Annotated in this window: 25 protein-coding genes, 2 tRNA genes and 1 pseudogene; 15 read left to right on the forward strand and 13 right to left on the reverse strand. The window is 40.6% G+C overall.

Annotated elements, in window-relative coordinates; translation table 11 throughout:
- The first annotated feature begins 145 nt into the window (after positions 1-145).
- Together ACP69Y_RS03245 and ACP69Y_RS03250 are read left to right on the forward strand one after the other, a co-directional pair.
- Positions 146-1,264 (forward strand): DNA/RNA non-specific endonuclease, encoded by a 1,119-nt coding sequence (locus tag ACP69Y_RS03245; protein WP_425916569.1) that lies wholly within the window; start codon positions 146-148, stop codon positions 1,262-1,264.
- Positions 1,265-1,333: 69 nt separating this feature from the next.
- Positions 1,334-1,579, forward strand: coding sequence for a hypothetical protein (locus tag ACP69Y_RS03250; RefSeq protein WP_425916161.1), 246 nt, complete (start codon positions 1,334-1,336; stop codon positions 1,577-1,579).
- Positions 1,580-2,080: 501 nt separating this feature from the next.
- Here the strand turns inward: ACP69Y_RS03250 and ACP69Y_RS03255 are convergent.
- Both ACP69Y_RS03255 and ACP69Y_RS03260 read right to left on the reverse strand, forming a co-directional pair.
- A pseudogene (locus ACP69Y_RS03255) lies at positions 2,081-2,545 on the reverse strand (aquaporin); the annotation flags it as partial.
- On the reverse strand, positions 2,546-3,547 hold the full coding sequence (locus ACP69Y_RS03260) for an AraC family transcriptional regulator ligand-binding domain-containing protein (protein WP_425916163.1): 1,002 nt from the start codon (positions 3,545-3,547) through the stop codon (positions 2,546-2,548).
- Positions 3,548-3,658: 111 nt separating this feature from the next.
- On the opposite strand from ACP69Y_RS03260, the gene ACP69Y_RS03265 reads away from it, so the two are divergent.
- Complete coding sequence (locus ACP69Y_RS03265) at positions 3,659-4,270, forward strand: sterol desaturase family protein (RefSeq protein WP_425916165.1); 612 nt, start codon at positions 3,659-3,661, stop codon at positions 4,268-4,270.
- 357 nt (positions 4,271-4,627) lie between these two features.
- Here the strand turns inward: ACP69Y_RS03265 and hisF are convergent, their stop codons facing one another.
- The gene (gene hisF, locus ACP69Y_RS03270) at positions 4,628-5,386 is read right to left on the reverse strand and encodes an imidazole glycerol phosphate synthase subunit HisF (RefSeq protein ID WP_425916167.1); all 759 of its coding nucleotides are present in this window, start codon (positions 5,384-5,386) and stop codon (positions 4,628-4,630) included.
- Positions 5,387-5,499: 113 nt separating this feature from the next.
- Here hisF and ACP69Y_RS03275 point away from each other — a divergent pair, with 113 nt between their 5' ends.
- Genes ACP69Y_RS03275 through ACP69Y_RS03285 form a run of 3 tightly spaced genes read left to right on the forward strand, consistent with a single transcriptional unit; the run spans position 5,500 to position 7,516 of the window.
- Positions 5,500-6,450 (forward strand): homoserine kinase, encoded by a 951-nt coding sequence (locus tag ACP69Y_RS03275; protein ID WP_425916169.1) that lies wholly within the window; start codon positions 5,500-5,502, stop codon positions 6,448-6,450.
- Positions 6,451-6,469: 19 nt separating this feature from the next.
- Positions 6,470-7,093 carry a DUF1294 domain-containing protein gene (locus ACP69Y_RS03280; RefSeq protein ID WP_425916171.1) on the forward strand — a complete coding sequence of 208 codons (624 nt, stop codon included), beginning with the start codon at positions 6,470-6,472 and terminating at the stop codon, positions 7,091-7,093.
- Positions 7,094-7,123: 30 nt separating this feature from the next.
- Positions 7,124-7,516 (forward strand): DUF4870 family protein, encoded by a 393-nt coding sequence (locus ACP69Y_RS03285; protein WP_425916173.1) that lies wholly within the window; start codon positions 7,124-7,126, stop codon positions 7,514-7,516.
- 153 nt (positions 7,517-7,669) lie between these two features.
- Here ACP69Y_RS03285 and ACP69Y_RS03290 read toward each other — a convergent pair whose 3' ends face one another.
- From ACP69Y_RS03290 to hisB, 6 genes are all read right to left on the reverse strand, one after another.
- Complete coding sequence (locus tag ACP69Y_RS03290) at positions 7,670-8,572, reverse strand: DMT family transporter (protein WP_425916175.1); 903 nt, start codon at positions 8,570-8,572, stop codon at positions 7,670-7,672.
- Between the two features lie 69 nt (positions 8,573-8,641).
- Positions 8,642-9,373 carry a 1-(5-phosphoribosyl)-5-[(5-phosphoribosylamino)methylideneamino]imidazole-4-carboxamide isomerase gene (gene hisA, locus ACP69Y_RS03295; protein ID WP_131215235.1) on the reverse strand — a complete coding sequence of 244 codons (732 nt, stop codon included), beginning with the start codon at positions 9,371-9,373 and terminating at the stop codon, positions 8,642-8,644.
- 67 nt (positions 9,374-9,440) lie between these two features.
- Positions 9,441-10,118 (reverse strand): 3'-5' exonuclease, encoded by a 678-nt coding sequence (locus ACP69Y_RS03300; RefSeq protein WP_425916177.1) that lies wholly within the window; start codon positions 10,116-10,118, stop codon positions 9,441-9,443.
- A 106-nt stretch (positions 10,119-10,224) separates the two neighbouring features.
- A complete protein-coding gene (locus tag ACP69Y_RS03305) occupies positions 10,225-10,758 on the reverse strand; it encodes a DUF805 domain-containing protein (RefSeq protein ID WP_425916179.1) in 534 nt (177 codons plus the stop codon).
- Between the two features lie 180 nt (positions 10,759-10,938).
- A complete protein-coding gene (hisH, locus tag ACP69Y_RS03310) occupies positions 10,939-11,556 on the reverse strand; it encodes an imidazole glycerol phosphate synthase subunit HisH (RefSeq protein WP_425916181.1) in 618 nt (205 codons plus the stop codon).
- A complete protein-coding gene (gene hisB / locus ACP69Y_RS03315) occupies positions 11,556-12,149 on the reverse strand; it encodes an imidazoleglycerol-phosphate dehydratase HisB (RefSeq protein WP_131215223.1) in 594 nt (197 codons plus the stop codon). The genes hisH and hisB overlap by 1 nt, the downstream gene beginning before the upstream one ends.
- 96 nt (positions 12,150-12,245) lie before the next feature.
- Between hisB and ACP69Y_RS03320 the strand changes: the two genes are divergently transcribed.
- From ACP69Y_RS03320 to ACP69Y_RS03350, 7 genes are all read left to right on the forward strand, one after another.
- Positions 12,246-12,623 carry an acetyl-CoA sensor PanZ family protein gene (locus tag ACP69Y_RS03320; protein ID WP_425916184.1) on the forward strand — a complete coding sequence of 126 codons (378 nt, stop codon included), beginning with the start codon at positions 12,246-12,248 and terminating at the stop codon, positions 12,621-12,623.
- A 198-nt stretch (positions 12,624-12,821) separates the two neighbouring features.
- Positions 12,822-12,897, forward strand: a tRNA-Phe gene (locus ACP69Y_RS03325).
- Between the two features lie 135 nt (positions 12,898-13,032).
- Positions 13,033-13,108: transfer RNA gene (locus ACP69Y_RS03330), tRNA-Phe, on the forward strand.
- A 107-nt stretch (positions 13,109-13,215) separates the two neighbouring features.
- Positions 13,216-13,665 (forward strand): hypothetical protein, encoded by a 450-nt coding sequence (locus ACP69Y_RS03335; RefSeq protein WP_425916186.1) that lies wholly within the window; start codon positions 13,216-13,218, stop codon positions 13,663-13,665.
- Positions 13,666-13,695: 30 nt separating this feature from the next.
- Positions 13,696-14,397 carry a hypothetical protein gene (locus tag ACP69Y_RS03340; RefSeq protein WP_425916188.1) on the forward strand — a complete coding sequence of 234 codons (702 nt, stop codon included), beginning with the start codon at positions 13,696-13,698 and terminating at the stop codon, positions 14,395-14,397.
- Between the two features lie 27 nt (positions 14,398-14,424).
- On the forward strand, positions 14,425-15,159 hold the full coding sequence (locus ACP69Y_RS03345; RefSeq protein ID WP_425916190.1) for a class I SAM-dependent methyltransferase: 735 nt from the start codon (positions 14,425-14,427) through the stop codon (positions 15,157-15,159).
- Positions 15,160-15,426: 267 nt separating this feature from the next.
- Positions 15,427-15,918, forward strand: a complete 492-nt coding sequence (locus ACP69Y_RS03350) for a hypothetical protein (RefSeq protein ID WP_425916192.1) — start codon at positions 15,427-15,429, stop codon at positions 15,916-15,918.
- A gap of 141 nt (positions 15,919-16,059) precedes the next feature.
- Here ACP69Y_RS03350 and ACP69Y_RS03355 read toward each other — a convergent pair whose 3' ends face one another.
- On the reverse strand, positions 16,060-16,506 hold the full coding sequence (locus tag ACP69Y_RS03355) for a hypothetical protein (protein ID WP_425916194.1): 447 nt from the start codon (positions 16,504-16,506) through the stop codon (positions 16,060-16,062).
- 671 nt (positions 16,507-17,177) lie between these two features.
- Here ACP69Y_RS03355 and ACP69Y_RS03360 point away from each other — a divergent pair.
- Both ACP69Y_RS03360 and tehB read left to right on the forward strand, forming a co-directional pair.
- Positions 17,178-17,447 (forward strand): hypothetical protein, encoded by a 270-nt coding sequence (locus ACP69Y_RS03360; protein ID WP_425916196.1) that lies wholly within the window; start codon positions 17,178-17,180, stop codon positions 17,445-17,447.
- Between the two features lie 201 nt (positions 17,448-17,648).
- Positions 17,649-18,518, forward strand: a complete 870-nt coding sequence (tehB, locus tag ACP69Y_RS03365; RefSeq protein ID WP_425916198.1) for an SAM-dependent methyltransferase TehB — start codon at positions 17,649-17,651, stop codon at positions 18,516-18,518.
- An 82-nt stretch (positions 18,519-18,600) separates the two neighbouring features.
- Here the strand turns inward: tehB and ACP69Y_RS03370 are convergent, their stop codons facing one another.
- The 3 genes from ACP69Y_RS03370 to fadB form a co-directional block, all read right to left on the reverse strand.
- Entirely contained in the window at positions 18,601-19,452 is an 852-nt protein-coding gene (locus ACP69Y_RS03370) for a hypothetical protein (RefSeq protein WP_425916200.1), read from the reverse strand.
- A gap of 167 nt (positions 19,453-19,619) precedes the next feature.
- Positions 19,620-20,792: an acetyl-CoA C-acyltransferase FadA gene (gene fadA / locus ACP69Y_RS03375; RefSeq protein ID WP_425916201.1), complete on the reverse strand. Its 1,173-nt coding sequence runs from the start codon at positions 20,790-20,792 to the stop codon at positions 19,620-19,622.
- A 12-nt stretch (positions 20,793-20,804) separates the two neighbouring features.
- Positions 20,805-22,958 (reverse strand): fatty acid oxidation complex subunit alpha FadB, encoded by a 2,154-nt coding sequence (fadB, locus tag ACP69Y_RS03380; protein WP_425916203.1) that lies wholly within the window; start codon positions 22,956-22,958, stop codon positions 20,805-20,807.
- Positions 22,959-23,230: the final 272 nt, after the last annotated feature.

Consider the following 23,230-nt stretch of genomic DNA (forward strand, 5'->3'; position numbering starts at 1 on the left):
AAGCTTTAGAAAATTAGACATATTGTTACAACAACTGTATTTTTGTTAACCATGTTTTGTTTAAATGTTAAACAAACAACTTTCGCTACATATACTTCATTTTTCCTGCTTGTTAAGCTCATGGAAAATGAGTGTTTATTTAGAAATGGCAATTAAGAAACGTAAAACCAGTAAATCTTGGCTTCAACTTTTAAATCAAAATAGTTTAAAAATTATTTTGGGTTTAGTCGCGACCAGTAGTTTTGCGATTGCCTTTGGACAAGAAAAAATTCAGCAATTTGTTTCATTGCCATCTTCATCGAATTCAGCGTGTTTAGATCAATTTTATCGTGATATTCCACCTTATTTAACAAAAGAAAGTCTTCATAAAAATACTTATCCCTTGTGTTTTAATGGTTTCAATGTGATGTATTCAGGCGTGTCTAAAACGCCTTTGTGGGTTGCGGAAGCCTTGACTCCGCAACGTTTAAGTCAAAAAATTCCGCGTGAAGATAGTTTTCATGAAGAATCCAAAGTCAAAGTAGAGCATCAGGCGACATTGTCGGACTACAAAGCATCAGGTTATGACCGCGGACATATGGCGCCAAATGCAGACATGCCCAATAAAGCTGCACAAAATGACAGTTTCTCGTTAGCCAATATGGTGCCGCAAGCACCAAAAAATAATCAGCAAGTTTGGCGTGAGTTAGAAGAAGCCACACGTGCGATTGTGACCAAGCAGAAGCAAGATGTTTATGTGGTGACTGGACCAGTATTTGCTGCTAAAAAACTTAAAACCATTGGTAAGGGTGTAATTGTTCCAACAGCGACCTATAAAGCCATCTATATACCAAAAACAGGAGCGGCAGGGGTGTACTATGCCGACAATACCCTGAAAAATACTGCACCAAAAGTTCAGGTGATCAGCATATGTGCCTTGGAAGATCTCACGGGAATTAATATTTTTCCTCAGTTAACAGAAGACCAAAAGCGTAATACTTACAATTTGCCATTAAAGGCAAGTGCGGTCAAAGCGACGCAGAAAATTGCTTATTCATATTGGGATGCAGAAAGCCAATGTGCCGAAGAGGTCAGTACAGATGCACTTGCCACTTTACAGAAACAGTTTAAATCTTCCTCTGTAAGTTCATCTTCAAAGGCTACGACAACGCAATCGGGTGAGAACAAGAATGCAGCTCCGACAATTGATCCAAATACTCAAGATGCGATTGTTAAACAATTGATCGAAGGACTTTTACAGTACATTTTACAGTTGTTGAAATAAGCCTTTTTTAGGTAGGATGGAGGTAATCATCCTACTTTTTAAATGACAACAAAGATCAGTGAGAATACAATGTTCAAGCCTTTTGAAAATGGTAGCGAATCGCATGCTATTCATGACCTCACTTTAGAAAACCAAGAAGATTGCGTCAGTATTTATGGCAACTTGCAGCTGACTAAAGATCAGGCCGGTTTGCAGGCTGCTAAAGCCTTACAGGCTTTTTTAAATGCTGTAGTCAGTGCTTTAGAAAATGAAGCCAACTTGCCTGAAAAAATTGATCGTCAAGATGAACAGGAAATTGAGAATCCATTTTTATAAATACCACTAAAATATTATGTTCCATATGGAACATAAAAAAACTTATCAGAGGTGTAATATCAATTGGTTGACAATTGATAGGAGTTTTTAACTTTGAATTCATCATGTTATTTGATAAGTGGAAACGTCATTCGTAACTTGAGCAAGAACAAAGCCATGCTTTGTTTACAGCGCAAGGTAAAACTAAATTTAAAAAATACAGTTTTTGCAATTTTTCTTCATTTACGCAGTGGACAAGTTTTGTGATGAAAAGAGTTTAAATAAATGATTTAAACTCTTTGTAAGGTGCTTTTCTTGCGAACTCAAAATATATTTTGAGGCTTCTTATTTTGTTATTGAGAAGCAAAGCTTCGCAAGGAGCAAAACAAGCTACAAATATTTGATTTAGAAAGATAAGTATCTGCTGTGGATTACTCCAGAGGTCAAGAAGTTTATGGTGAAACCCCTTAACTGATCGGCATTACACCAGATGTGAGCTTTTTTTATTGAGGTTGTTTTAGTCTTTTCCGAGACCACTACTTTATAAATCAGTGTGCCAAGAATGGCACCAAAAGTTGGAGTTACCCTGAATGACCAAAGCTGGCTTATAATGTGACTGTTTCTGCAAAGAAGGCAACACCGCTACTACGTGCCGGATTCACCAAGGTTTGTACTGGAATACTGATTAAATGAATCAGGGTTAAAGTCAGACCGATGGCAATAGGCGAAAACCCCGCAGGTGCACGTTTTTCAGTCCCCCCATAATCCCAATCAGAAATATGGCAGTTAATACAATCCTAATAATTAAAGCCGAGGTCATGGAATATTTACCCCGAGATAACTCGGAAAATCCATTACTGGCAAAACCGTCTGTGCCTGTAAAGCCTGCTTGACCTTGTACAATCACATATAAAAAAATAGTGCTGCTAAGGTGGCATCAATGACTAGATAAATAACGACTCGATAAATAATACAAGGAATCAGATTTTATAAATATTGCTGTTGTCGCCATTGTTGAGGGGTAGAGCCAGTCCACTGTTTAAAGGCACGTTGGAAGGCACTTTGTTCAGAATAGCTCAGTAATAAAGCAATTTCTTGTAGGCTCAAATGCGGATCTTTTAAATATTGTTCGGCCAACAGATGTCGAACTTCTTGCATACGCTGCTGGTAAGTGGCACCTTGCTGGTGTAAATGGCGTTGCAACTGGCGTACAGACATGCCTAATTGTTCGGCAATCGGTTTAATTTGATAGCGGTTTTTTTGAAGACCGGTCAAGATAGCTCTTTGCAGACGATGGTCAAGCTGGGTGGAGTTAGGGAGCTTATCGAGTAAAGCATACGCTTGCTGCATCAGTAAATGCTGTAAGGTTTGATCGCCTTGAGGGAAGGGTTTAGCCAGTTCTTGAAGTGGTATAATAATCTGAGCAGTGGGTTGAGAAAAGCGGACTTTACAATGGAAATACTGCTCATACAACGCGATATTTTTTGGAACCGGATGGACAAAATGAACCTCATGTAAATGTATATCTTCAAACTCCATAAAGTGTTTAACAAACTGCAGCATTAATGCGATAGCAATTTCATGAGTGACTTGAGTGGTCAAATGAACAGGAATTTCTCCCCAACCAATTGCCAAATAATCTCCACGCATATTGACATGTAAGCTACTGCCATCATAAACCAAACGATGAAAATCGTGATAACGATATAAAGCTTCGCCCAAGGTATTACAAGACAGCGCAATATAGGCAATAATTCCGAGATGCTTGGGTTGCATATGTTCGGCAATGTCCAGACCCAAGGTCGCAATTTGGACCTGTTGTTCAATATCTATCAGTAACTCGCGCCAAAGACTGAAGTCGAAACGTTCAAGATTTTGAACCCGTTCCAGTTTTTCAGAAATAGCGAGACCCTTAGCTTGACTGTAAGCGTAAAGTAAATGCCCGAGTCCACCGTATACCGAGCCTGTATAGTCTTTTAATTGCTGCATCGTGATCGTGATCTTTTTGTTGTCGTAATTTGTCAATGAGGTTTTATTTTAGGGTCAATATTTAGCACAGTTCATTGCCTATATTCAATACAGGATGAGGAGAAAATAGATATGTGGAAAGGTTTTCTGGTTGGATTGGTGGTGGCCAATGGCTTTGAATGGGTCGCTCATAAATATATTTTGCACGGTACTCATCGAAGTGGAAAGCCGCGCTATAGTCCCGTACCTGACAGTATGAAATCGCATTGGGAGCATCATCGTGAAGTTCGAAAAACGGATTTTTATGACCATGGCTATGTCGAAGGTATTTCAAATTGGCGTACGAAAAATGAAATCGTTTCTCTGGCAGTGGTAGCGACCAGCACCAGCTTAATGTTTTATCCTGTCTCTAAAGGCATGGCTCTGGCTGCGGTATATAGCACCTGTAACTATTATTATATTCATCGACGTGCCCATTTAGAGTCGGATTGGGCAATGAAAAAAATTCCCTGGCATTATGATCATCATATGAACTCAAATCAGGATGCGAACTGGTGTGTGACCAAGCCCTGGTTTGACTACGTGCTCGGAACGCGAGTGATTTCAACTAAAGATTTGCAAGAACAGAATCCGTTAGGTATCACCTTACCCCAGTCTATTTCCAAGCTATTGAATTTTGTCGCAGATAGTTACTTTCCAGCAAAATGGGTAGAAAGGTTACCTGAAGAATCAGGGAAGCTATAAAGGAATTTATCTTATGATATTTTAATGCCAACGAATTACACTGAGCTTTTGAGCTAAAATATACGCTATAGACGGTCTTTTTTAAGATATGTCGTAAATTGTCAATATTTTCGGCATGGATAGTCAATATTTCGTTTATTTTTTACTCTATATTTGCCGCATCGTTAATTTATAAGATAACTTGACGGCGAATAGATATGTTTTTGGTTTTACGTTTCAGGAAACCGCGCTGTAGTTTTCTTGATTTATAGGGAGTCTCAAAGACTCCTTTTCTTTATCTCAAATTTTATTATTGCTTTATTAAAATAAAAAAGAGTGTTGTTAAAACACCCTTTTAAGCTTGATCACATCAAAAAATTAAAGACGCATTTCAATGCCTTGAGCTGCCAGATATTGTTTTGCTTCAGGAATGGTGTGTTGACCAAAATGGAAAATAGAGGCTGCCAAAACTGCATCGGCTCCGCCTTGTAAAATACCATCTGCTAAATGTTGTAAACAGCCGACCCCACCTGAAGCAATAGTTGGAATATTCACACGATTATTGATTTGACGCATTAACTTAAGATCATAACCGGCTTTGGTACCGTCTGCATCCATCGAAGTAATCAGTAGTTCACCCGCACCGTATTCGGCCATTTTCACCGCCCACTCAATGGCATCAATGCCAGTCGGCTTACGGCCGCCGTGAGTGAAAATTTCCCATTTATTGTCGCCGGTTTTTTTCGCATCAATGGCGACCACAATGCATTGTGCACCAAAACGTTGCGATGCCTCTTGTACAAATTCCGGATTAAACACCGCAGCCGAGTTAATGCTGACTTTATCTGCACCTGCATTGAGTAATGATCGAATATCATCTACTTTGCGCACACCGCCACCCACGGTTAGTGGAACGAATACACTTTCTGCCATACGTTCAACAGTACGATATGTAGTGTCACGGCCGCTAGAGGTTGCAGTAATGTCTAAAAAGGTAATTTCATCGGCACCTTGTTCATTGTAGCGACGTGCCACTTCAACCGGATCGCCTGCATCACGAATATCAAGGAATTGCACACCTTTCACCACTCGACCATTATCTACGTCAAGGCAAGGAATAATACGTTTAGCAAGCATAATTTTTTCCAAAAATAACAGCCGATTATGAAACTTCGCCACGAAGGTGCTACACCTTGGTAGTGGGAGCAGGTATTCTATCAAAATTATGTAAGTTTTTTTGCAGGTTTTCTATGTCGGTTTATACCACTTTGACTTTACAGGAAGTTCAGGCTTTTGCAGCACCTTATGGATTAGAGGTGATTGACCTGATTCCCATTCAAGGAGGTATTCAAAATACGAATTATTTTTTAGTCTGTGAAAATGGTACCCAGTACGTACTGACTATATTTGAAGAGATGGATGAGCAAGGTGCAGGGGAATTGGTTCCTGTACTTGAACATTTAGGCAAACAGGGTTTAGCGGTGCCGGTGCCATTAAATTATGCGGGTAAAGCTATTCATAGCTTAAAAAACAAGCCTGCTCAAATTGCGCCACGTCTGATGGGTCAACACCCAATGCCATCGACTATGGAACAAGCACAAGCGATAGCGATTGCTCAGGCGAAAATGCACATCGCACTACAAGATTTTCCCTTAGAACGGGCAGAATATCGTAATCATGATTATTGGTTACAAGTCGCTAAAGAATTAAAACCGACTTTAAATCCTGCAGATGCTATTTTATTGAGTGAAGTTTTGGGTCTGCATGATGCTTTAACAGCGGTCTATCCTAACCGTCCAAAAGGCTTTATTCATTCAGACTTGTTCCGTGACAATACCTTGTTTGAAGACAATGAATTAAAAGGTATTCTGGATTTTTACGAACTGAATAAAGATGAGTTCCTGTTTGATATCGCCATTACTTTAAATGACTTCTGTACCGAATATCCAGATGTGCATTTAAATGAAGTTAAAGCACAAGCGTTCTTAGAAGCGTATGAAACGGTACGTCCATTAACGACTGATGAAAAAGCCTGTTTAGAGATATATTTGGCGATGGCAGCAGCGCGGTTTTGGCTGATGCGTTTACAAGTGGCACAAAAAAATGCACAACAGGGACGTATTGGAGATGATATTTTGCAGAAAAACCCACAAGAGATGCGTAATATGCTCGTAGAGAGACTAAAATTTGTGACTGCTTAAAAATAAATAGGAAATAAAAATGCGCGATCAGGGGCGATTAGTCGAATGGTTTGATGAAAAAGGCTATGGTTTTATTCAACCGAATGATGCCTCGAAAGATCGCGTGTTTTTACACATAAAGGATTTTGTTCGTCAAGGTCCACGCCCGATTGTTGGTTGTGCACTAGAATACACGGTATTACTGGACGGGGAAGGGCGTTTTCGTGCGCAACAGGTCATGTATCTCAAAGCATCGCAAACACAAAAAATAGTGCCAAAACCGAAAAACGTAAAGGGACAACCACAAAAATTAAAACCAATGCAAATCGCCTGTGTGGGCTATATTTTGGCTTTGGCTGTTTTCGCTATAGCCGGTTTATTGAGTGGAATGGTGTTGTTATTTATCAGTATCATCAATGCTCTGACTTACTGGATGTATGGGCAAGATAAAGAGGCAGCATTATTGGGTAACCGCCGTGTACCTGAGCAGACTTTGCATATTTTATCTTTTCTTGGGGGCTGGCCTACAGCATGGCTGGCACAGGAAAAATTGCGCCATAAAACACAAAAACAACCGTTTAGAAAGATTTATTTTTGTACCATAGCCTTAAACATTCTTTTGATTTTATGGCTAATTTCTCCTTTAAATGTCATTAAATTTTAAAGGAGAGCAATTACTTTAAAAGGTATAACAATGAATTATTCTATAGATAAAGATTCTAATCGTACCCTGACTTTAGTTCTTTATATCCTTTATATTATTGCTATTTTTTCAGGTGGTTTACTGGCGGTCATTGCATTAATCATTAACTATGTCAAACGCAACGATGTACGCGGCTCTATTTTCGAAAGTCATTTTACCTGGCAAATTCGTACCTTCTGGTGGTATTTATTCTGGAATATTATTGCTTTTATTCCGTTCTTTTTCTTATTTTTTACCGGTGAAAATACCGATCTTTTTGCAGGTGTTGCACTTATTGCAACCACGTTCTGTGTTACGGTTATTGGCATTTCCTGGATCTGGATTGTCTATCGTGCTATCCGCGGCATTATCCGCTTGAACGATAATCAACCGATGTATCAATAAGAACGATTGATAATAAAAAAGGCAGCTTAAAGCTGCCTTTTTTATTTATTCTTTTTAAGGTAAAAATAATTTTGTCTAAGTGAGCTTATTCACTAATTTTGGTTAAATTTGATCAATTTTCATCTTAGTAATTGAGCTAATAAAAAGAGAAAATTAGCGAGCTAGCTCTTTATTCTTCTTCAAAAACTTCGGTTTCCATTCGCTCACAATCACACCCATTACCACCAATGCACCACCTAAAATGGCAACAATAGGTAAGCGTTCACCAGCGATACGTCCAATCAAGGCAGCCCAGACCGGTTCACCCGAATAGATAATAGCAGCTTGTGAAGGATCAACTTCGCGCTGTGCCCAGTTCATCACCAATTGAATGGCTGCACTGGCCAAGCCTAGTCCACATAGAATGATCATCAGTGGCCAAGAAAATGATGGATTCCATGCTTCACCCGTCACAGGCATCATGCAAAAAGCAAAAACAGACGCAAAGCCGAGCTGAATCACGGTTACGCGGCGTACATTGACTTTACCGGCAAAAAAACCAATCAGGATAATTTCAAGGGCAATCGCGATTGAACCGAGAATGGTAATAATTTGCCCAAAGTTCAGTTGTACTTGCCCAAAGCCATTGCCGGTCAAAAATACTAAACCGAGAAAAGCCAATCCTGCACCACACCAGGTCATAATTTGCGGAGTTTTACGAAACAATAGCCACAATAGAAGCGGTACTAAAGGCACATACAGCGCGGTTAGAAAAGCTGATTCACTGCTACTGATACTTTGTAGCCCAATGGTTTGGGTGCCATAGCCAATCGCGATCAACAAGCCAATTAATGCACCCGCAGCAATTTCTTTCAGATGAATACCCCTTAAATCTTTCCAGGAAAACAAGCTGACAAAAAGCATGGCTGTCATAAAGCGACAGCCGACAAAAAACATTGGACTGGCAAAATTTAAACCGTATTGCACGGTAAGAAATGACCCGCCCCAAATCATGGTAATCATAATTAAGGCCAGTTGCGGGGCTTTGTTTTTAAACCAGGAAGGAGCGTTTGACATGTCTACACAAAGATAAATTGATTGAAATAAAAAAGAGGTCCGAAGACCTCTTAAGGATGTGGAACCTTATTAAATGGATTGATCATCCCAAAGTGATTGCGCTTCACGAAGGTTCAGTGTGCCTTCATAGATTGCACGGCCGGTAATCGCACCTAAAATGCCGGGTTGGCCTTTTAAGTTGCGAACGTCGTCAAGGTTGGTCACACCGCCAGACGCGATCACAGGAAGACCTGAATAGGTCGCCAAATTTACAGTCTGTTCGATGTTAACACCTTGCATCATGCCATCACGTGCGATGTCAGTATAGACAATGCTCGATACACCCGCATCTGCAAAACGTTTGGCAAGATCAGTCGCTTTTACATCAGTGACATTTGCCCAGCCATCGGTAGCCACCATGCCATTCATGGCATCGATACCAACAATAATGCGGCCTGCAAATTTCTTGCATGCTTCTTCGACGAAAGCTGGATCTTGAACCGCTTTCGTTCCGATAATGACAAAAGATACGCCTGCATCCAAGTAATGTTCAATGGTTTCAAGCGAACGAATACCGCCACCAATTTGAATTGGAAGTTCAGGCTGCGCTTTAGCAATCGCTTCAACCACAGGTTTATGAATTGGCGTACCGGCAAAAGCACCATTTAAATCAACCAAATGTAAGCGGCGCGCGCCTTCATTTACCCAATGCTGTGCAGTTGCCACGGGGTCGTCGGAAAATACGGTATCATCTTCCATACGGCCTTGTTTTAAACGGACACATTTGCCATCTTTCAGGTCAATTGCAGGGATGATCAGCATGCTTTCGCTCCTTGCTTAATCTCGTTAAAGTTATTGTTTGTCATCTTAGCAAAATATTGTTAAATCTCTAAGCCTCAGTTTCAGCTTTTATTTTATTCGGGCGAATGCGTAATTTTAATGAAGTGTTGGGAATAAGTTTAGGCACTAAGCCTAAACCCAGCAATTCTTCAAACACCAGTACAGGTGCATACGCATCGGCAGCCGCATATTGAATTTGATGGGGTGTCAGTGTTTTACGTGCCCAATTTGAGGTACTGATTTTTTTGCTTTTGGGAAAATTCACTTGAAATAGAAGTGCCATGGCATTTTTTAGCCCCATGGGATTAGAAAAGCCAAAGGCGGAAAAACATTTCGACAGTTCAATCACGCTATTCAGCTCAATGCCTTTTTTGCGAAAAAGATGGGCATCATTTTTTAAGCCGAAACCTACTTTAACTTGATCCCGATTCTCAAAAACAGGTTTTAGAAATTCTAATATTTGAGGGTTAATTTGAAATAAATAGGCTGTGTCATGACTGGCCAATTGAATCAGATGCGGCCCTGTTGACACTTCACCTTTGGCAAAGGTCGGTTTGGATTCGGTATCGAAACCCAGTAATGCATAGCTTTTCAGCTCATTTTCAAGGGCAAGACATTGTTCAATGCTGTTAATAAGATGAATCTGTTGCATGGGAAGATTCTGAAATATAGGTAATTCCTGAATTTGTTCTTTGCTGGGTAGCGTTTGAAGCAGAGGCTCTTCCATGATGAATCGATACAGTGATTTATTTTAAATTCAGCTTAATCGCTTTTCAGATTTTAGGCAAAAATAAAGCCCATTCATTATGAGCTTTATCCAGAATTTAGAAGCATTAATCAACGTGATGGATACTCTGTTCTATCTGCGCTTGTTGAGAGGGAGTCACGTAGTCTTGATAAGCTGGTATCGCAATCGCTGCTAAAACACCGATCGGAAAAATGAGTATATACATCCATCCTAAAACCTTTTCCCAGCCTTTGGTGATACGTCGAGGCCCATATTGGTTGCTTCTGTCATCGCCTTTGGCAAAAATCAGGTAAACAGCAAAAATAATATTGATTCCAGGAACCAAGATTAAAAGGGATAACCAACCCATGTGATTACGGTCATGCAGGCGGCGAATGGTAAAAACAAAACTAAAATATAATAAGGCAAGGTAGGCGATCCCCATGAGCACAGCCGCCACCATGGAAGAGCCGGTCATGGTAGAAGGATCAGTAAATAAGTTAGGTGAAAAGGCCGCAATAATCCCAATAATGATCAGGATGAAAAAGCTCATCAGCATGTTCCAGCCTAAATAAGAGAGGCGGCCAAAACGTCCACTTGGGCTTAATGCGGATTCACTGGTTGGATATGTTTGATTCATTTTTTTATTCCCCTTAATTTTAATTATTGTTTAAATATAATGATTTGTTTAATCATCATAGCAACTGAAATGCATAAAAAACAGTCAAATTTATATAAGTCAGGCAATTTACGGCAATAAAAAAGCCCAACCAGAGTTGAGCTTTTAAAATGTTTATCTAAGTTTTTTAAAAGTCTGATTTTAGATGCTCCATTCCACAAAGTTTTTCAGTAACTGTAGACCTGCGGTATGACTTTTTTCTGGATGGAACTGGGTCGCAAACAGGTTTTCTTTATGCAAGGCCGTGCAGAACTCTAAACCGTAGTCACAGGTTGCAGCAACCAGGGCAGCATCTTTCGGTTCAACATAGAAACTATGCACAAAATAGAAACGCGCATCCTGTTCAATGTCTTTCCACATGGGATGGCTTGGGTCTGCCTGATGGACTTGATTCCAGCCCATGTGCGGCACTTTTAAACCCGCCATCTCAGGAAAATGCTTTACTTCGCCTTCAAAAATACCCAGTGCATCTGCACCGCCATTTTCTTCAGAGTGCTGCATTAACGCTTGCATACCGACGCAAATTGCTAGAACTGGTTTGTTGAATACGGCATTGCGTACCACTTCATCAATACCAGCTTCATGCATGCCTTGCATACAGTCACGCATTGCACCGACACCGGGAAATACAATTTTATCGGCCTGGGTAATTAATTTAGGATCATTGGTCACATCGACAGTTGCGCCCACATGTTCCAGGGCTTTGGCTGCAGAGTGTAAATTTCCCATGCCATAGTCAAGAAGGGCAATACGGGTCATTACAACGTTCCTTTGGTTGAAGCAACAGTATTTTCAGCACGTGGATCAATTTCACAGGCCATACGTAGCGCGCGTGCAAAGGCTTTAAATGTACATTCGATCTGGTGATGACTGTTTTTGCCTTTCAGGTTGTCAATGTGCAGCGTCATTAACGCATGATTCACAAAGCCTTGAAAAAATTCAGAGAATAGATCAACATCAAAGGTACCAATACGGGCGCGAGTGAATGGAATATCCATCCATAAGCCAGGACGACCGGATAAATCGACCACAACACGGCTTAAAGCTTCATCCAGTGGTGCATAGAAATGACCATAACGTCGTAAGCCTTTTTTATCACCCAATGCTTGGGCGAAAGCCTGACCGAGTGTGATACCACAGTCCTCGACAGTATGATGGTCATCGATATCCAGGTCACCATCACAGTGAATATCGATATCGAACAAGCCGTGTCGCTTGATTTGATCAATCATATGATCTAGAAATGGAACACCTGTGTTGAGGGTGCCTTGACCCGTACCATCAAGATTCACACGAACTCGGATTTTGGTTTCGTTAGTGTTTCTTACCACTTCACTGATACGTTGCGTCATAGACACGTTCCTCAAAAACGTCAAAAATGATGATGTAAAATGTTTTTTCGCGATGACGAAATCATCGCATATTAGATTGCTCAGGAGGGTTAATCAATGCCTATTACCGTACATGCTTATACTTCACTAGAAAATGACGAAGTGCGCAGCCAGCTTGAGCGACTGTATGACACTAGCCCGGAATTTGGAGATGGGCAGGATGCCATTGAACAACTAGAGCAAAACTTGGCTCAGTATACCTTAGTTTACACAGCAGAATTTAATACTAAGTTGATTGGGGCGATTTGGTGCACTGGACAAGGGGAAAGCAAGATCCTGGAAAATATCGTAGTTCATCCTGCGAACCGTGGACGCGGCGTCGCGGAAAGGTTGGTAAGTGAAGTCTGCCGAATCGAAGAAGAAAAAGGCGTTAAAGTTTTTGAACCGGGCTGTGGGGCAATTCATCGTTGTCTGGCGCATTTAGAAAAAATTTAAACCTGAATAAATGATAAAAAAAACAGCCATTGCGCTGTTTTTTTATACCTAAAAATAGTTTTGGATTAAATAATGAATTAAGTTTTAAATAAAAAATAATCAAACAACTTGAGATTTGCTGTAAAAATAAACGTTTGTTTAAAAAAGCATAAAACCTGCTTGACTGAAAAACACTTAGACTGTTTAATACGCGACATCGGCGTGATAGCTCAGTAGGTAGAGCAACGGATTGAAAATCCGTGTGTCCCCAGTTCGATCCTGGGTCTCGCCACCATATTCAAAATCTATTCCAAGATTTCAATCCCTGATCCCATCAGGGATTTTTTTTGGGTAAAAAATATTCGATCAAATAAAAATGTGATGAATTATATTGACTATTGATGGCAGATCCGGCTTAATACACCGCATCGGCGTGATAGCTCAGTAGGTAGAGCAACGGATTGAAAATCCGTGTGTCCCCAGTTCGATCCTGGGTCTCGCCACCATATTCGAAAAAACCTCAAACTATGTTTGAGGTTTTTTTTTGTCAGCGTTTTTTTCGGCTGAACTTTTTTCGTATAAAATAACGTCAATAACAATTCGAGCATAAAAAATGAAAAGAATCGGATGTTCAATTTTAACTTTACTCTCTGTCCTGCTGACTGCCTGTGGGGGCAGTGGAAGCGGAGATAACTTTAACTCTTCTTTTGAAAAAACTTTTACTTTTGGTTCACAAACCTATATCTGTCGCAGTGAAAGAGCAGCCAATGCTTGTGGCGGTGCGAGTCAGGATTGTTCCGCATGTGATTTACAGTCTTCATCTTCACCAGTGGTTACTCAGGTATGTGCTCAGCCAGTGGTAAATACGCAGAAAGTAACAACGAATGGCTGCGTGTTAAGACTCACAAATAATACCCAGACGGGAATCTGTACTTCAGAAGGATTAAGACTGCTGTCCGGAACCAATTTCACCAGACAGCAAGTCAGTGCAGGCACATTATTTCCGAGTGGAAGTTTAAGTGTGAATGTCGGAAACCTGACTGAAACCATCACTTGTAATTAAAAATTGTAATTAAAAATCATGAAACTTTTTATGCCGCTCATTATTGGCATTCTCTGCTTTGGATTGGGCTATTTTTTTGCCTCATCCCAGCTTGAATCTGAACAGCCTGTTCCTGAGCACAATCAGGATATTGCTGTGGAAAATTTTATTCAGCGTATCCAACCCAAAGGGCAGACTCAGCCTGAAGAGGGTCTTGTCTTACAACAGCAGCTGAAAAATCAGAAAGCGCAGGTTAATTCAGTTATAGATAGCGCGACCACTGAACAGATCAATAAATATCTGAACCAATCCTTTCCAGGCTATGACTTATCCGATATTCAAAATAAACACGCGTTTGCCAAGCGTCTGATCGCTGAATTTATCGATGCAAAAAATGATCCGAATGAAGTTTTGGCAGGTCGTGCTACGGTGACGACCCAGCAACAATATTCAGTAGGGAGTGTGTTGCCGAGGCAGATTTATGCCGGACAACAGTTATTTGCCCATTTTGATACTTTGGGAAAAGTACCCAATAATGAGCAGGTCTTTGTGCGCTGGAGCAACCAGTCTACAGGTGAAGTGCTGTTTTTTATGCCACAGCGGGTGAGCGTCAATCGAGAGCAGAACTGGGTTAGTTTTAATCCAGTGAAAGGCTGGAAAGTCGGGACTTATGATGTTAAATATTATCAGTTGAATGATCAGCTCAATCCAATTGCCCAGACCAGTTTTACACTTGATCAGGTAATGGATTAAATTAAGAAATATTTTGAGAATAATTAAATGAAAGACCTCTTTTCTAATCATAGTCTTCACTATAAACAAGCGCGTCCAAATTATTCCATCCAAATTGTGAAAGAAATTTTAAAGCATGTTTCAGAACGGACGTTTGCATGGGACTGTGGAGCAGGCTCTGGACAATTCACCCAATTATTAGCTCCGTATTTCGATCATGTGATCGCAACTGATATCAGTGAAGCACAGTTGCAGCAAGCGCCTTATTTTGAAAATGTCAGCTATCAGGTGCAAGCGGCAGAACAGAGTAATCTTCCTGCACACTCTATTGATCTGGTCACGGTGGCTCAAGCCATTCACTGGTTTGACTTTGATGCCTTCTATAAAGAAGTCAAACGGGTGCTTAAACCAAAAGGGGTTTTTGCTGCCCTTGGTTATAGCTTAATTCAGGTAGAGGATGCTGCGATTAATAGCCTGGTTCAACAGCTGTACTTTGAAACGCTAAACGGTTATTGGGATGCTGAGCGCCGTTATATTGATGAGCTGTATCAGACTATTCCATTTCCTTTTAATGAACAGGCTGTTCCAGAATTGCATTTACAATATCAATGGGCACCGCAGCAATTGTTGAGTTATTTAAAAACCTGGTCAGCGCTCAAGCATTATCAAGATAAAAATGATCATGATCCGCTACAGCTGATTTCAGAGGCTTTACAAGCTGCACCAGACAATTTAGATGTAACATTTCCTGTCTTATTACGCGTGGGAACGATGGAAAAATAAAGATTTAGCTGCTCGCTTTATATCGTGATGTTAATGTGATCAAGTGAATATAAAAATATGATTTTTTAAGTTTTAATAGAATAAATATTTTATTTTTTATTAGAAATCCTAAGTATATAAAGATTCTTAATCAAATGATTTTTAAATAAAAATTAGAATTTTTTCGGGACCGCTTATCTGAGCAAAGGCAGTCAAATAGAGCATTTATTATAGAATAATGGGTGTTGAAGGGTGTTTGTTTACTTTTATTTTTCGAGTAAAACTGCCATGAATCTCCTGAAATATCTATCTTTTGCTGTCGTTGTGATGGCTACAAGTTTTTCAACCTCCTTTACTTTTGCCGATACAGTCGATTTACCTGGATTAAGTGCCTTAACAGAATCCGAGTTAAGTGCTGAAACCGAAACCACACGTGTAATTCAATATCAACAAGACCTTCAACAAGAGAGAGTTTTGCAGCATCGGATTATGCAGATCCAGCTGGATACTCAAAATTTTGTTGTTGATCCGACTATTGTGGCGACCATAGATCTGGTGCCTGATGGACCAATGCCCGATATAAACAGTTTGCCATTGGAACAGCAGCAATATGTTCTGGCGGTTGCACGAGGTTTACAGTCACCTGATCCAAGAGAAGGCTTGTATATTATCCTCGCGCCTTTTGGTATAGACCGTAATGCCGTCAATGTACAAATCGCTCGAGAGCAAATTTTATTGGGTCTTCTGGAAAATACCTCGCAAAATGAAGCAATCAGGTAGTTGCAACAACAGCAAGGAACTACACTGAATAATGGTATTCGTTAGTCGAGCAGTATTTAAATAAAAATATTTTTTCCTCTAACTAAAAAGGATGCTCATTAATGGCATCCTTTTTTTACGGCTAAAATGCGTTACCGCAGATTAAGCAGCAGATTTTTTAAACCAAGAGAAGAAACCTTTTTTCTCAGCTTTTACTTCAGCTTTAGCAGCATCCGCTTTTTCAGCAGTCGCATCTTTCACTTCAGCAGTTTTTTCTACTACAGCATCTTTAGCTTCAGTTGCTTTAGCAACAGTCGCACCTTTAGCTGCTACAGTTTTAGTAACAGTCGCATCTTTTGTTTCTACTGCTTTTGCTACAGTTGCATCTTTAGCTGCAACAGTGTTTGCCACAGCAGCATCTTTAGTCGCTACGGCTTTAGCTACCGCAGCGTCTTTAACTGTGGTTGCAGTTGGAGTGGTATCTGCTTTTACTTGTGCTTTTAATGCAGCAATTTTAGCAGCTGGAGTTGCTTCTACAGTGGTAGTCGCCATAGCAGAAGTGGTTACAGTAACTAAAGCAATCGCCATCGTCGTTTTAATCGTATTCATAGTCATCATTCTATAAAAAATGTTTTGAAAATAATGCGTTGTGAATACTATGCTTTCTGTGGATTCGTTTGGTTACAGGGTGCTTGACAAGTGTTTTGGTTGCATGATTATTCAACCAAAATTACAAAGTGCTAACATGATGTTGCGGATGGGTTACATTGCCTTTAGTTTTTATCTAGGTTGGATGATATAGAAATTGATATTTTTTGATGATTGTAATGATTCAATTTTCTTGATTTTTCGCGGCAGAGCTATAGCGATTTACGAAAATAAGTCATACGCTAGGTAATCAATAAAATTTATATCAAATAAAATACCTATATAAACTTAAAGAAATGCTGATATTTAAATATTCTCGCGTAGATGATTTTTTACTTTGCTGGCACAAAGTAAGCAAATGCCTGTGCTGAACAGAAGTTCATCCCTGAAACCTCTGTTCAACCGTTGGCATCCATGCCACCTTGGCGCGTATCCATGATGGGTTAAAAGTTTCTCAATGGAATTAAACATAAATATTCTTTAGAATTTAGCTATATCATGCAGTTGAACAAAAGCATCTCATCTTTTCAAACATGACAGTTTTGCAATAAGACTGTCATTTGTTGTTCAAACTCTGTTGTTAGATTAAAACGGTCGCAAAGATCACAACATGAAATCTAGGCAGGTGAGTCATGAAAACCCTACATGTTTTTGATGATATTCAGCATGTATACAGTGAGTTTGTTGAAAATAAAAAATATCCGAAACTGGAAAGCCTGAACAATTGGGGCAAGAGTCGGTCTTTCTTCAACCAGTATTTCCAGCTGATTGAAGGCTGGCATCATACCGAACAGATTGTGATTCAGTTCAATCAGCAATATTTTAGTCTGGACACAGGCAATTCGCCTGATTTTATGGACCGAGAAAAATACATGGCGTGGTTACGCGAACAACTGTTGTAGTAAAACCGAAGTTTTATTACTTCTCTTTTTTAAAAAACAAAAAACTGTCCGTACCGGACGGTTTTTTGTTTTTTATAGGGTAGCTGGTTTGTATGCAATACGATCGGTTTATTTCAATTTGCTGTTAAACGGCATATGCTAAAAACCTAGTCAACTGATTGATTTCAGACCGACAATCGATGCTTTGGAGCGCAGTCTTTTATGGAACAGCTTATTTGTTATAAAGAACTTCCTGTCTGGACACAGCAGAGTATTCCGCAAGGTTTTAAAAATCAGCACAATACTAAAGTCGGTACTTGGGCAAAACTGACCGTATTAAAGGGTGAGTTGCATTTTGCCATGCTGGATGAATCGGGTGCTGTACAGTCTGAGCATGTATTTACCCCAGAGCAACAGCCTCCATTTATTGAACCACAGGCCTGGCATAAGATTGGTTCTGCCAGTGATGATGTGCAATGTCAGCTACGGTTTTATTGTCTGCCACAGGATTACTTCAGCAAAAAATATCAGCTGACCGCCACCCATTCCGAAGTACTGGCAGCCATGCCTTATTTACACGGTGGCCGTGCTTTGGATGTGGGTTGTGGTTCGGGTCGTAATGCCCTGTATTTAAGTCAACACGGCTTTAAGGTTGATGCCTGGGATGTCAACGAAAACAGTTTGCAGACCTTAAGACAGATTGTGCAGACGGAGCAGATTGATCAGTTACAGATACAGCGCCGCGATCTCAACACGGATACAAGCATTCCAGGGCAATATGAATTTATCTACTGTACCGTGGTGATGATGTTTCTGGAGGCGAAAACTATTCCATCGCTCATTGCACAGATGCAGCAGGCGACTGTATCTGGTGGCTATAACCTGATTGTCTGTGCAATGGATACGCCTGACATACCTGCACAGCCTGATTTTCCTTTTGCCTTTCAGCCAGGGGAGCTAAGTTCTTATTACGAAGGTTGGAAAATTGTGAAATACAATGAAAATGTCGGTGAATTGCATCGGGTAGATGCGCAAGGGCAGCAGATTAAACAGCATTTTGCGACTTTGTTGGCGCAGAAGCCTGAAGCGTAATGTTCTAAGTTCAGCAAGTTGAAAAAAGGTTTTTTCAACTTGCTGAACTGTATTTTTAAAACTTAAAGCATGGAATTTGCTACTAATTCACTTTTACTTCAAATAAAGGATTTAATATAGTATCGGCTTGAACAGTATGATTTTTAATAGAATAAATTTTACCTTTAAGCAAATCATATTTATTCCATTCAAATGCTTGTTTATCTAAATCTAAAAGACGAACAGAATATTGTTGCCCTTCTCTTGGCATATAGGCAGTCACGATTCCAGCACCTGCACCCATCGTTGCAAGTGTTACCCCTACACTTAAAGCACCGAATGTGAATTTAGAACCCAAAGACGCATCTAATCCATCCAATGAAACAACAAAAATATAATTTGATTTTGACCAATTTTTTAGTGTGTTGATGGTTCTATCATCTAGCTGAGGTATGTCTAAGATTGTCTTTTGCTTTTGCACCATCTTTAGCTGTACTGCATCAAATTTAGCAATATATTGATTTAAAACTAGAACAGCTGCCCTTTGCTCATCGGTCATATTAATATTATTTTGATTTAACAGAGGATAGGTATTAATCAGTGCTCTTTTAGATTTTGTATCTGCTTGAAACTCATATTTTTTAAGTTGTTCTTCTGGCATTGTTCCACAAATGAATGGTACGGCAGAAGCGCTGACGGTCACATTATGTTGGTTTAACTGTTGTGTAAATGCTTGAATGAACTTCTCAGCAGTGAGTTTAGAAGGCTCATTGAGTACTAAATCTTTCCCCAATTCATTGTTTAAAAGGCATGAATTGACTAAAATTGCAACAGGTTTTGCTTGAATTGCAGCTTGTGTTTTATTTAATTGTTGGCGCGCTTCTGGTGAAATTTTTGTCGTAGCACAACCAGTAAATACCAAACTAGCAATAAGGGGTAATATAATTTTTTTCATAAGTGCTCTTATTTGATTTTGATGAATTTGCTTGAGCATTATGTATAAGTAATATTAAAAATTTAATAATTTTTTTATTTAAATGAATATATTTCATAATTTTATTTTTAAAAATAGATAAAAAACCCCGCATTAAGCGGGGTTCTTTTTATCTAAGTATTTAAAAATTAAACACGTTCGATAATCGTTGCAATACCTTGACCCAAACCAATACACATGGTCGCAAGTCCGATCTGCGTATCTTGCTGTTCCATCACGTTAAGCAATGTCGTCGTGATACGCGCACCAGAACAACCCAGTGGGTGACCAAGCGCAATCGCACCACCATTCAAGTTCACACGGTCTTGCTGGTCATAAATGCCTAAGCCTTTAAGAACAGACAAACCTTGTGCAGCAAACGCTTCATTCAATTCAAAAGTCTGGATGTCAGCAATTGACAAACCAGCACGTTTCAACGCTTTTTGAGTCGCTGGAACTGGACCATAACCCATAATCGCAGCATCACAACCTGCAACCGCCATAGAGCGAATGACAGCACGTGGCTTAAGACCAAGCGCTTGAGCACGTTCAGCAGACATAAGCAACATTGCAGAAGCACCGTCAGACAACGCTGAAGATGTTGCAGCAGTGACTGTACCGCCTTTCGGATCAAACACAGGACGTAAACCAGCAAATGTTTCAATGTTTGCATCAGGACGAATTACTTCGTCTACATCACACAAAATTTTGAAACCGTTTTGGTCGTGACCTTCAACACCAATAATTTCGTTTTTGAAACGACCTTCTTGCGTTGCGGCCCAAGCGCGGCGGTGAGATTCCACACCAAACGCATCTTGTTCTTCACGCGTAATGCCGTTCATGCGACCCAACATTTCAGCGGTTAAGCCCATCATGTTAGACGCTTTGGCATAGTGCTTAGACGCTTCAGGGTTTAGGTCGATGCCGTGCATCATGCCTACGTGACCCATGTGCTCTACACCACCAATGATGAAGATATCACCTTGGTTGGTTGCAATTTGTGCCGCCGCAGTATGAATTGACTGCATAGACGAACCACAAAGACGGTTGACAGTTTGACCTGCAACAGTTTTTGGTAGGTCAGCAAGCAATGCGATGTTACGCGCAATGTTCATACCTTGTTCTAGGGTCTGGTTTACACAGCCCCAGATCACGTCTTCAACTTCGTTTATATCAAACTGGTTACGAGCAACCAAGGCACGAACTAATTCAGCAGATAAGCTGTCAGCACGTACATTGCGGAACATACCGTTTTTGGTTTTACCCATTGCTGAACGTACGCCATCAACGATGACAACGTCACGTGGATTTAAAGTAGCCATTCACGTTGCTCCTTAACCGTAGAATTTTTTGTTGTTAGCAGCCATGTCACGCAACATTTGTGGCGCTTCATAAGCTTTACCTAAGTGTGCATATTTGTCGCAAAGCGCAACGTATTCAGCCACACCTGTTTGGTCGATATAACGTGCAGGACCGCCACGGAATGGAGGGAAACCTACACCCATGATCATTGCCATGTCTGCTTCTGAGGCAGTCGCTACAATGTTGTCTTCCAGGCAACGAACAGTTTCGTTACAGAAAGCCAGCATCATACGGTCAATGATTTCTTGCGCATCAAATTTACGTTTTTCGCCAGTCACTACAGATGCAATCAGATCATACGCTGTAGGATCAACTTTTTTCGCTTTCTTGCCCTTACGGTCTAACTCGTATTTGTAGAAACCAACGTCATTCTTTTGACCTAGACGTTTGTTTTCATACATGGTTTGAATCGAACCTTTAAAGTCCGGTTTCATACGGTCAGGGAAGCCTTCAGCCATGACTTCTGCACCGTGAACGCCCGTGTCGATACCAACAACGTCCATCAAGTAAGCAGGACCCATCGGCCAGCCGAAGCGTTCCATCACTTTGTCAATTTGCTGGAAGTCAGCACCATCTTTAAGAAGAAGGTCAAACGCACCGAAGTAAGGGAACAATACGCGGTTTACAAGGAAGCCTGGGCAGTCGTTGACAACGATTGGTGTTTTACCCATTTTCTGAGCAAGTACAACAGTCGTTGCAATCGCTTCATCAGATGTCTTCGCACCACGGATCACTTCGACCAAAGGCATCATGTGAACTGGGTTAAAGAAGTGCATACCGACAAAGTTTTCAGGACGTTGCAGGTTTTCCGCCAAACGAGTGATTGAGATGGTTGAAGTATTTGAAGCAATAATCGTGTTTTCACGAACATTCTTCTCAGTTTCAGCCAATACAATGCCTTTTACTTTTGGATTTTCAGTCACCGCTTCAATCACGATGTCCACTTCTTTAAACTCGTCATAGCTTAAAGTTGGGCGGATGCGCGCAAGAGTTTCACCCATTTTTGCAGGGGTCATTTTCTTACGTTCAACTTGTTTGGTCAGTAAGCCATTTGCTTCTTTCATACCCAAAGCAAGTTGCGGATTACCAATATCTTTCATAATGATTGGTGTGCCTTTGCTTGCCGCTTGGTAAGCAATACCACCACCCATGATACCCGCGCCGAGAACAGCCGCCTGGTTGACTGGGTGCGCGCCTTTTTCATAGCGCTTCGAGGTTTTTTTCACGATTTGATCGTTGATGAATAAACCAATCAACGCACCTGCTTGAGGCGTAATTGCAGCTTTAGCGAAACCTTCAGCTTCAATTTTTAATGCTTCGTTACGTGGAAGGCTTGCACCCGCTTGTAAAGAATCAAGAAGAAGTTTTGGCGCAGGATATTGCGCAGGGTTTGCTTTTGCTAAAACCATCCCTTTAGATGAGTTAAACGCCATCATCTGTTCGATTGGGCTGAGTTTAACTGGATCCAGCTTTTCCTGACGTTTGGTTTTCCAGTCAAGGCGACCAGCAATGGCTTGTTTAACCAGGTCAATTGCAGCTGCTTGAAGTTTGTCCGCAGCAACCACCGCATCAACCGCACCGTCTTTCAGTGCTGCATCAGGGCGTTTAGGATTCGCCATCGCCATCCATTCAACGGCGTTGTCGATACCAATCACGCGGCTTAAACGAACTGTACCACCAAAGCCCGGGAAAATACCGAGTTTGATTTCAGGCAGGCCCACTTGAGCTGCTTCTGACATGACACGGTAGTCACAGACCAAGCACATCTCAAAACCACCGCCCAATGCCATACCATTGATTGCAGCAACTTTAGGAACATCTAAATCTTCAAAGCTGTTGAAAATTTCGTGAACAGGCATTGCCCAATCCACAATTGCTTTTTCGCCTTGAGCAAAGTTATCACCAAATTCAGTGATGTCTGCACCCACGATAAATGTTGATTTACCAGAGGTAACGATTAAACCTTTAACGTCGCTATTGGCTTTAACAGCCTCAATAGCGGCTTTAAAGTCTTCAATCGTTGCACGGTTAAATTTGTTGACCGACTCACCTTGTAAGTCAAAGCGGAATTCTGCAATTCCGTCCGAAAGCATTTGGACGGTAATGGCATTGCCAGCGTGGATCATGCCTGATCTCCTTTATTTTGGAGGACTTATTAAGTTGATGTTTTGAAGCATGTACGCATTTCCCGCGTACATCGAGCTTCGCTAATCTTACGATAACTATATCCAAAAAGAACATAACAAGTTGTATCAAGCGGTGACGCAAGGGTCATCAATTTTTTTTCAACACACCCTTGTAGTGGACAGCTTTACTTTTACCGTGCTTTATAAAAATGTAATGAACTTTTTGTTTAAATTAAGTTTTTTTAATCATTGCGTGGCTATTTATAGCGGGT

This window comes from Acinetobacter sp. TSRC1-2 (genome assembly GCF_049895885.1).
GTDB lineage: Bacteria > Pseudomonadota > Gammaproteobacteria > Pseudomonadales > Moraxellaceae > Acinetobacter.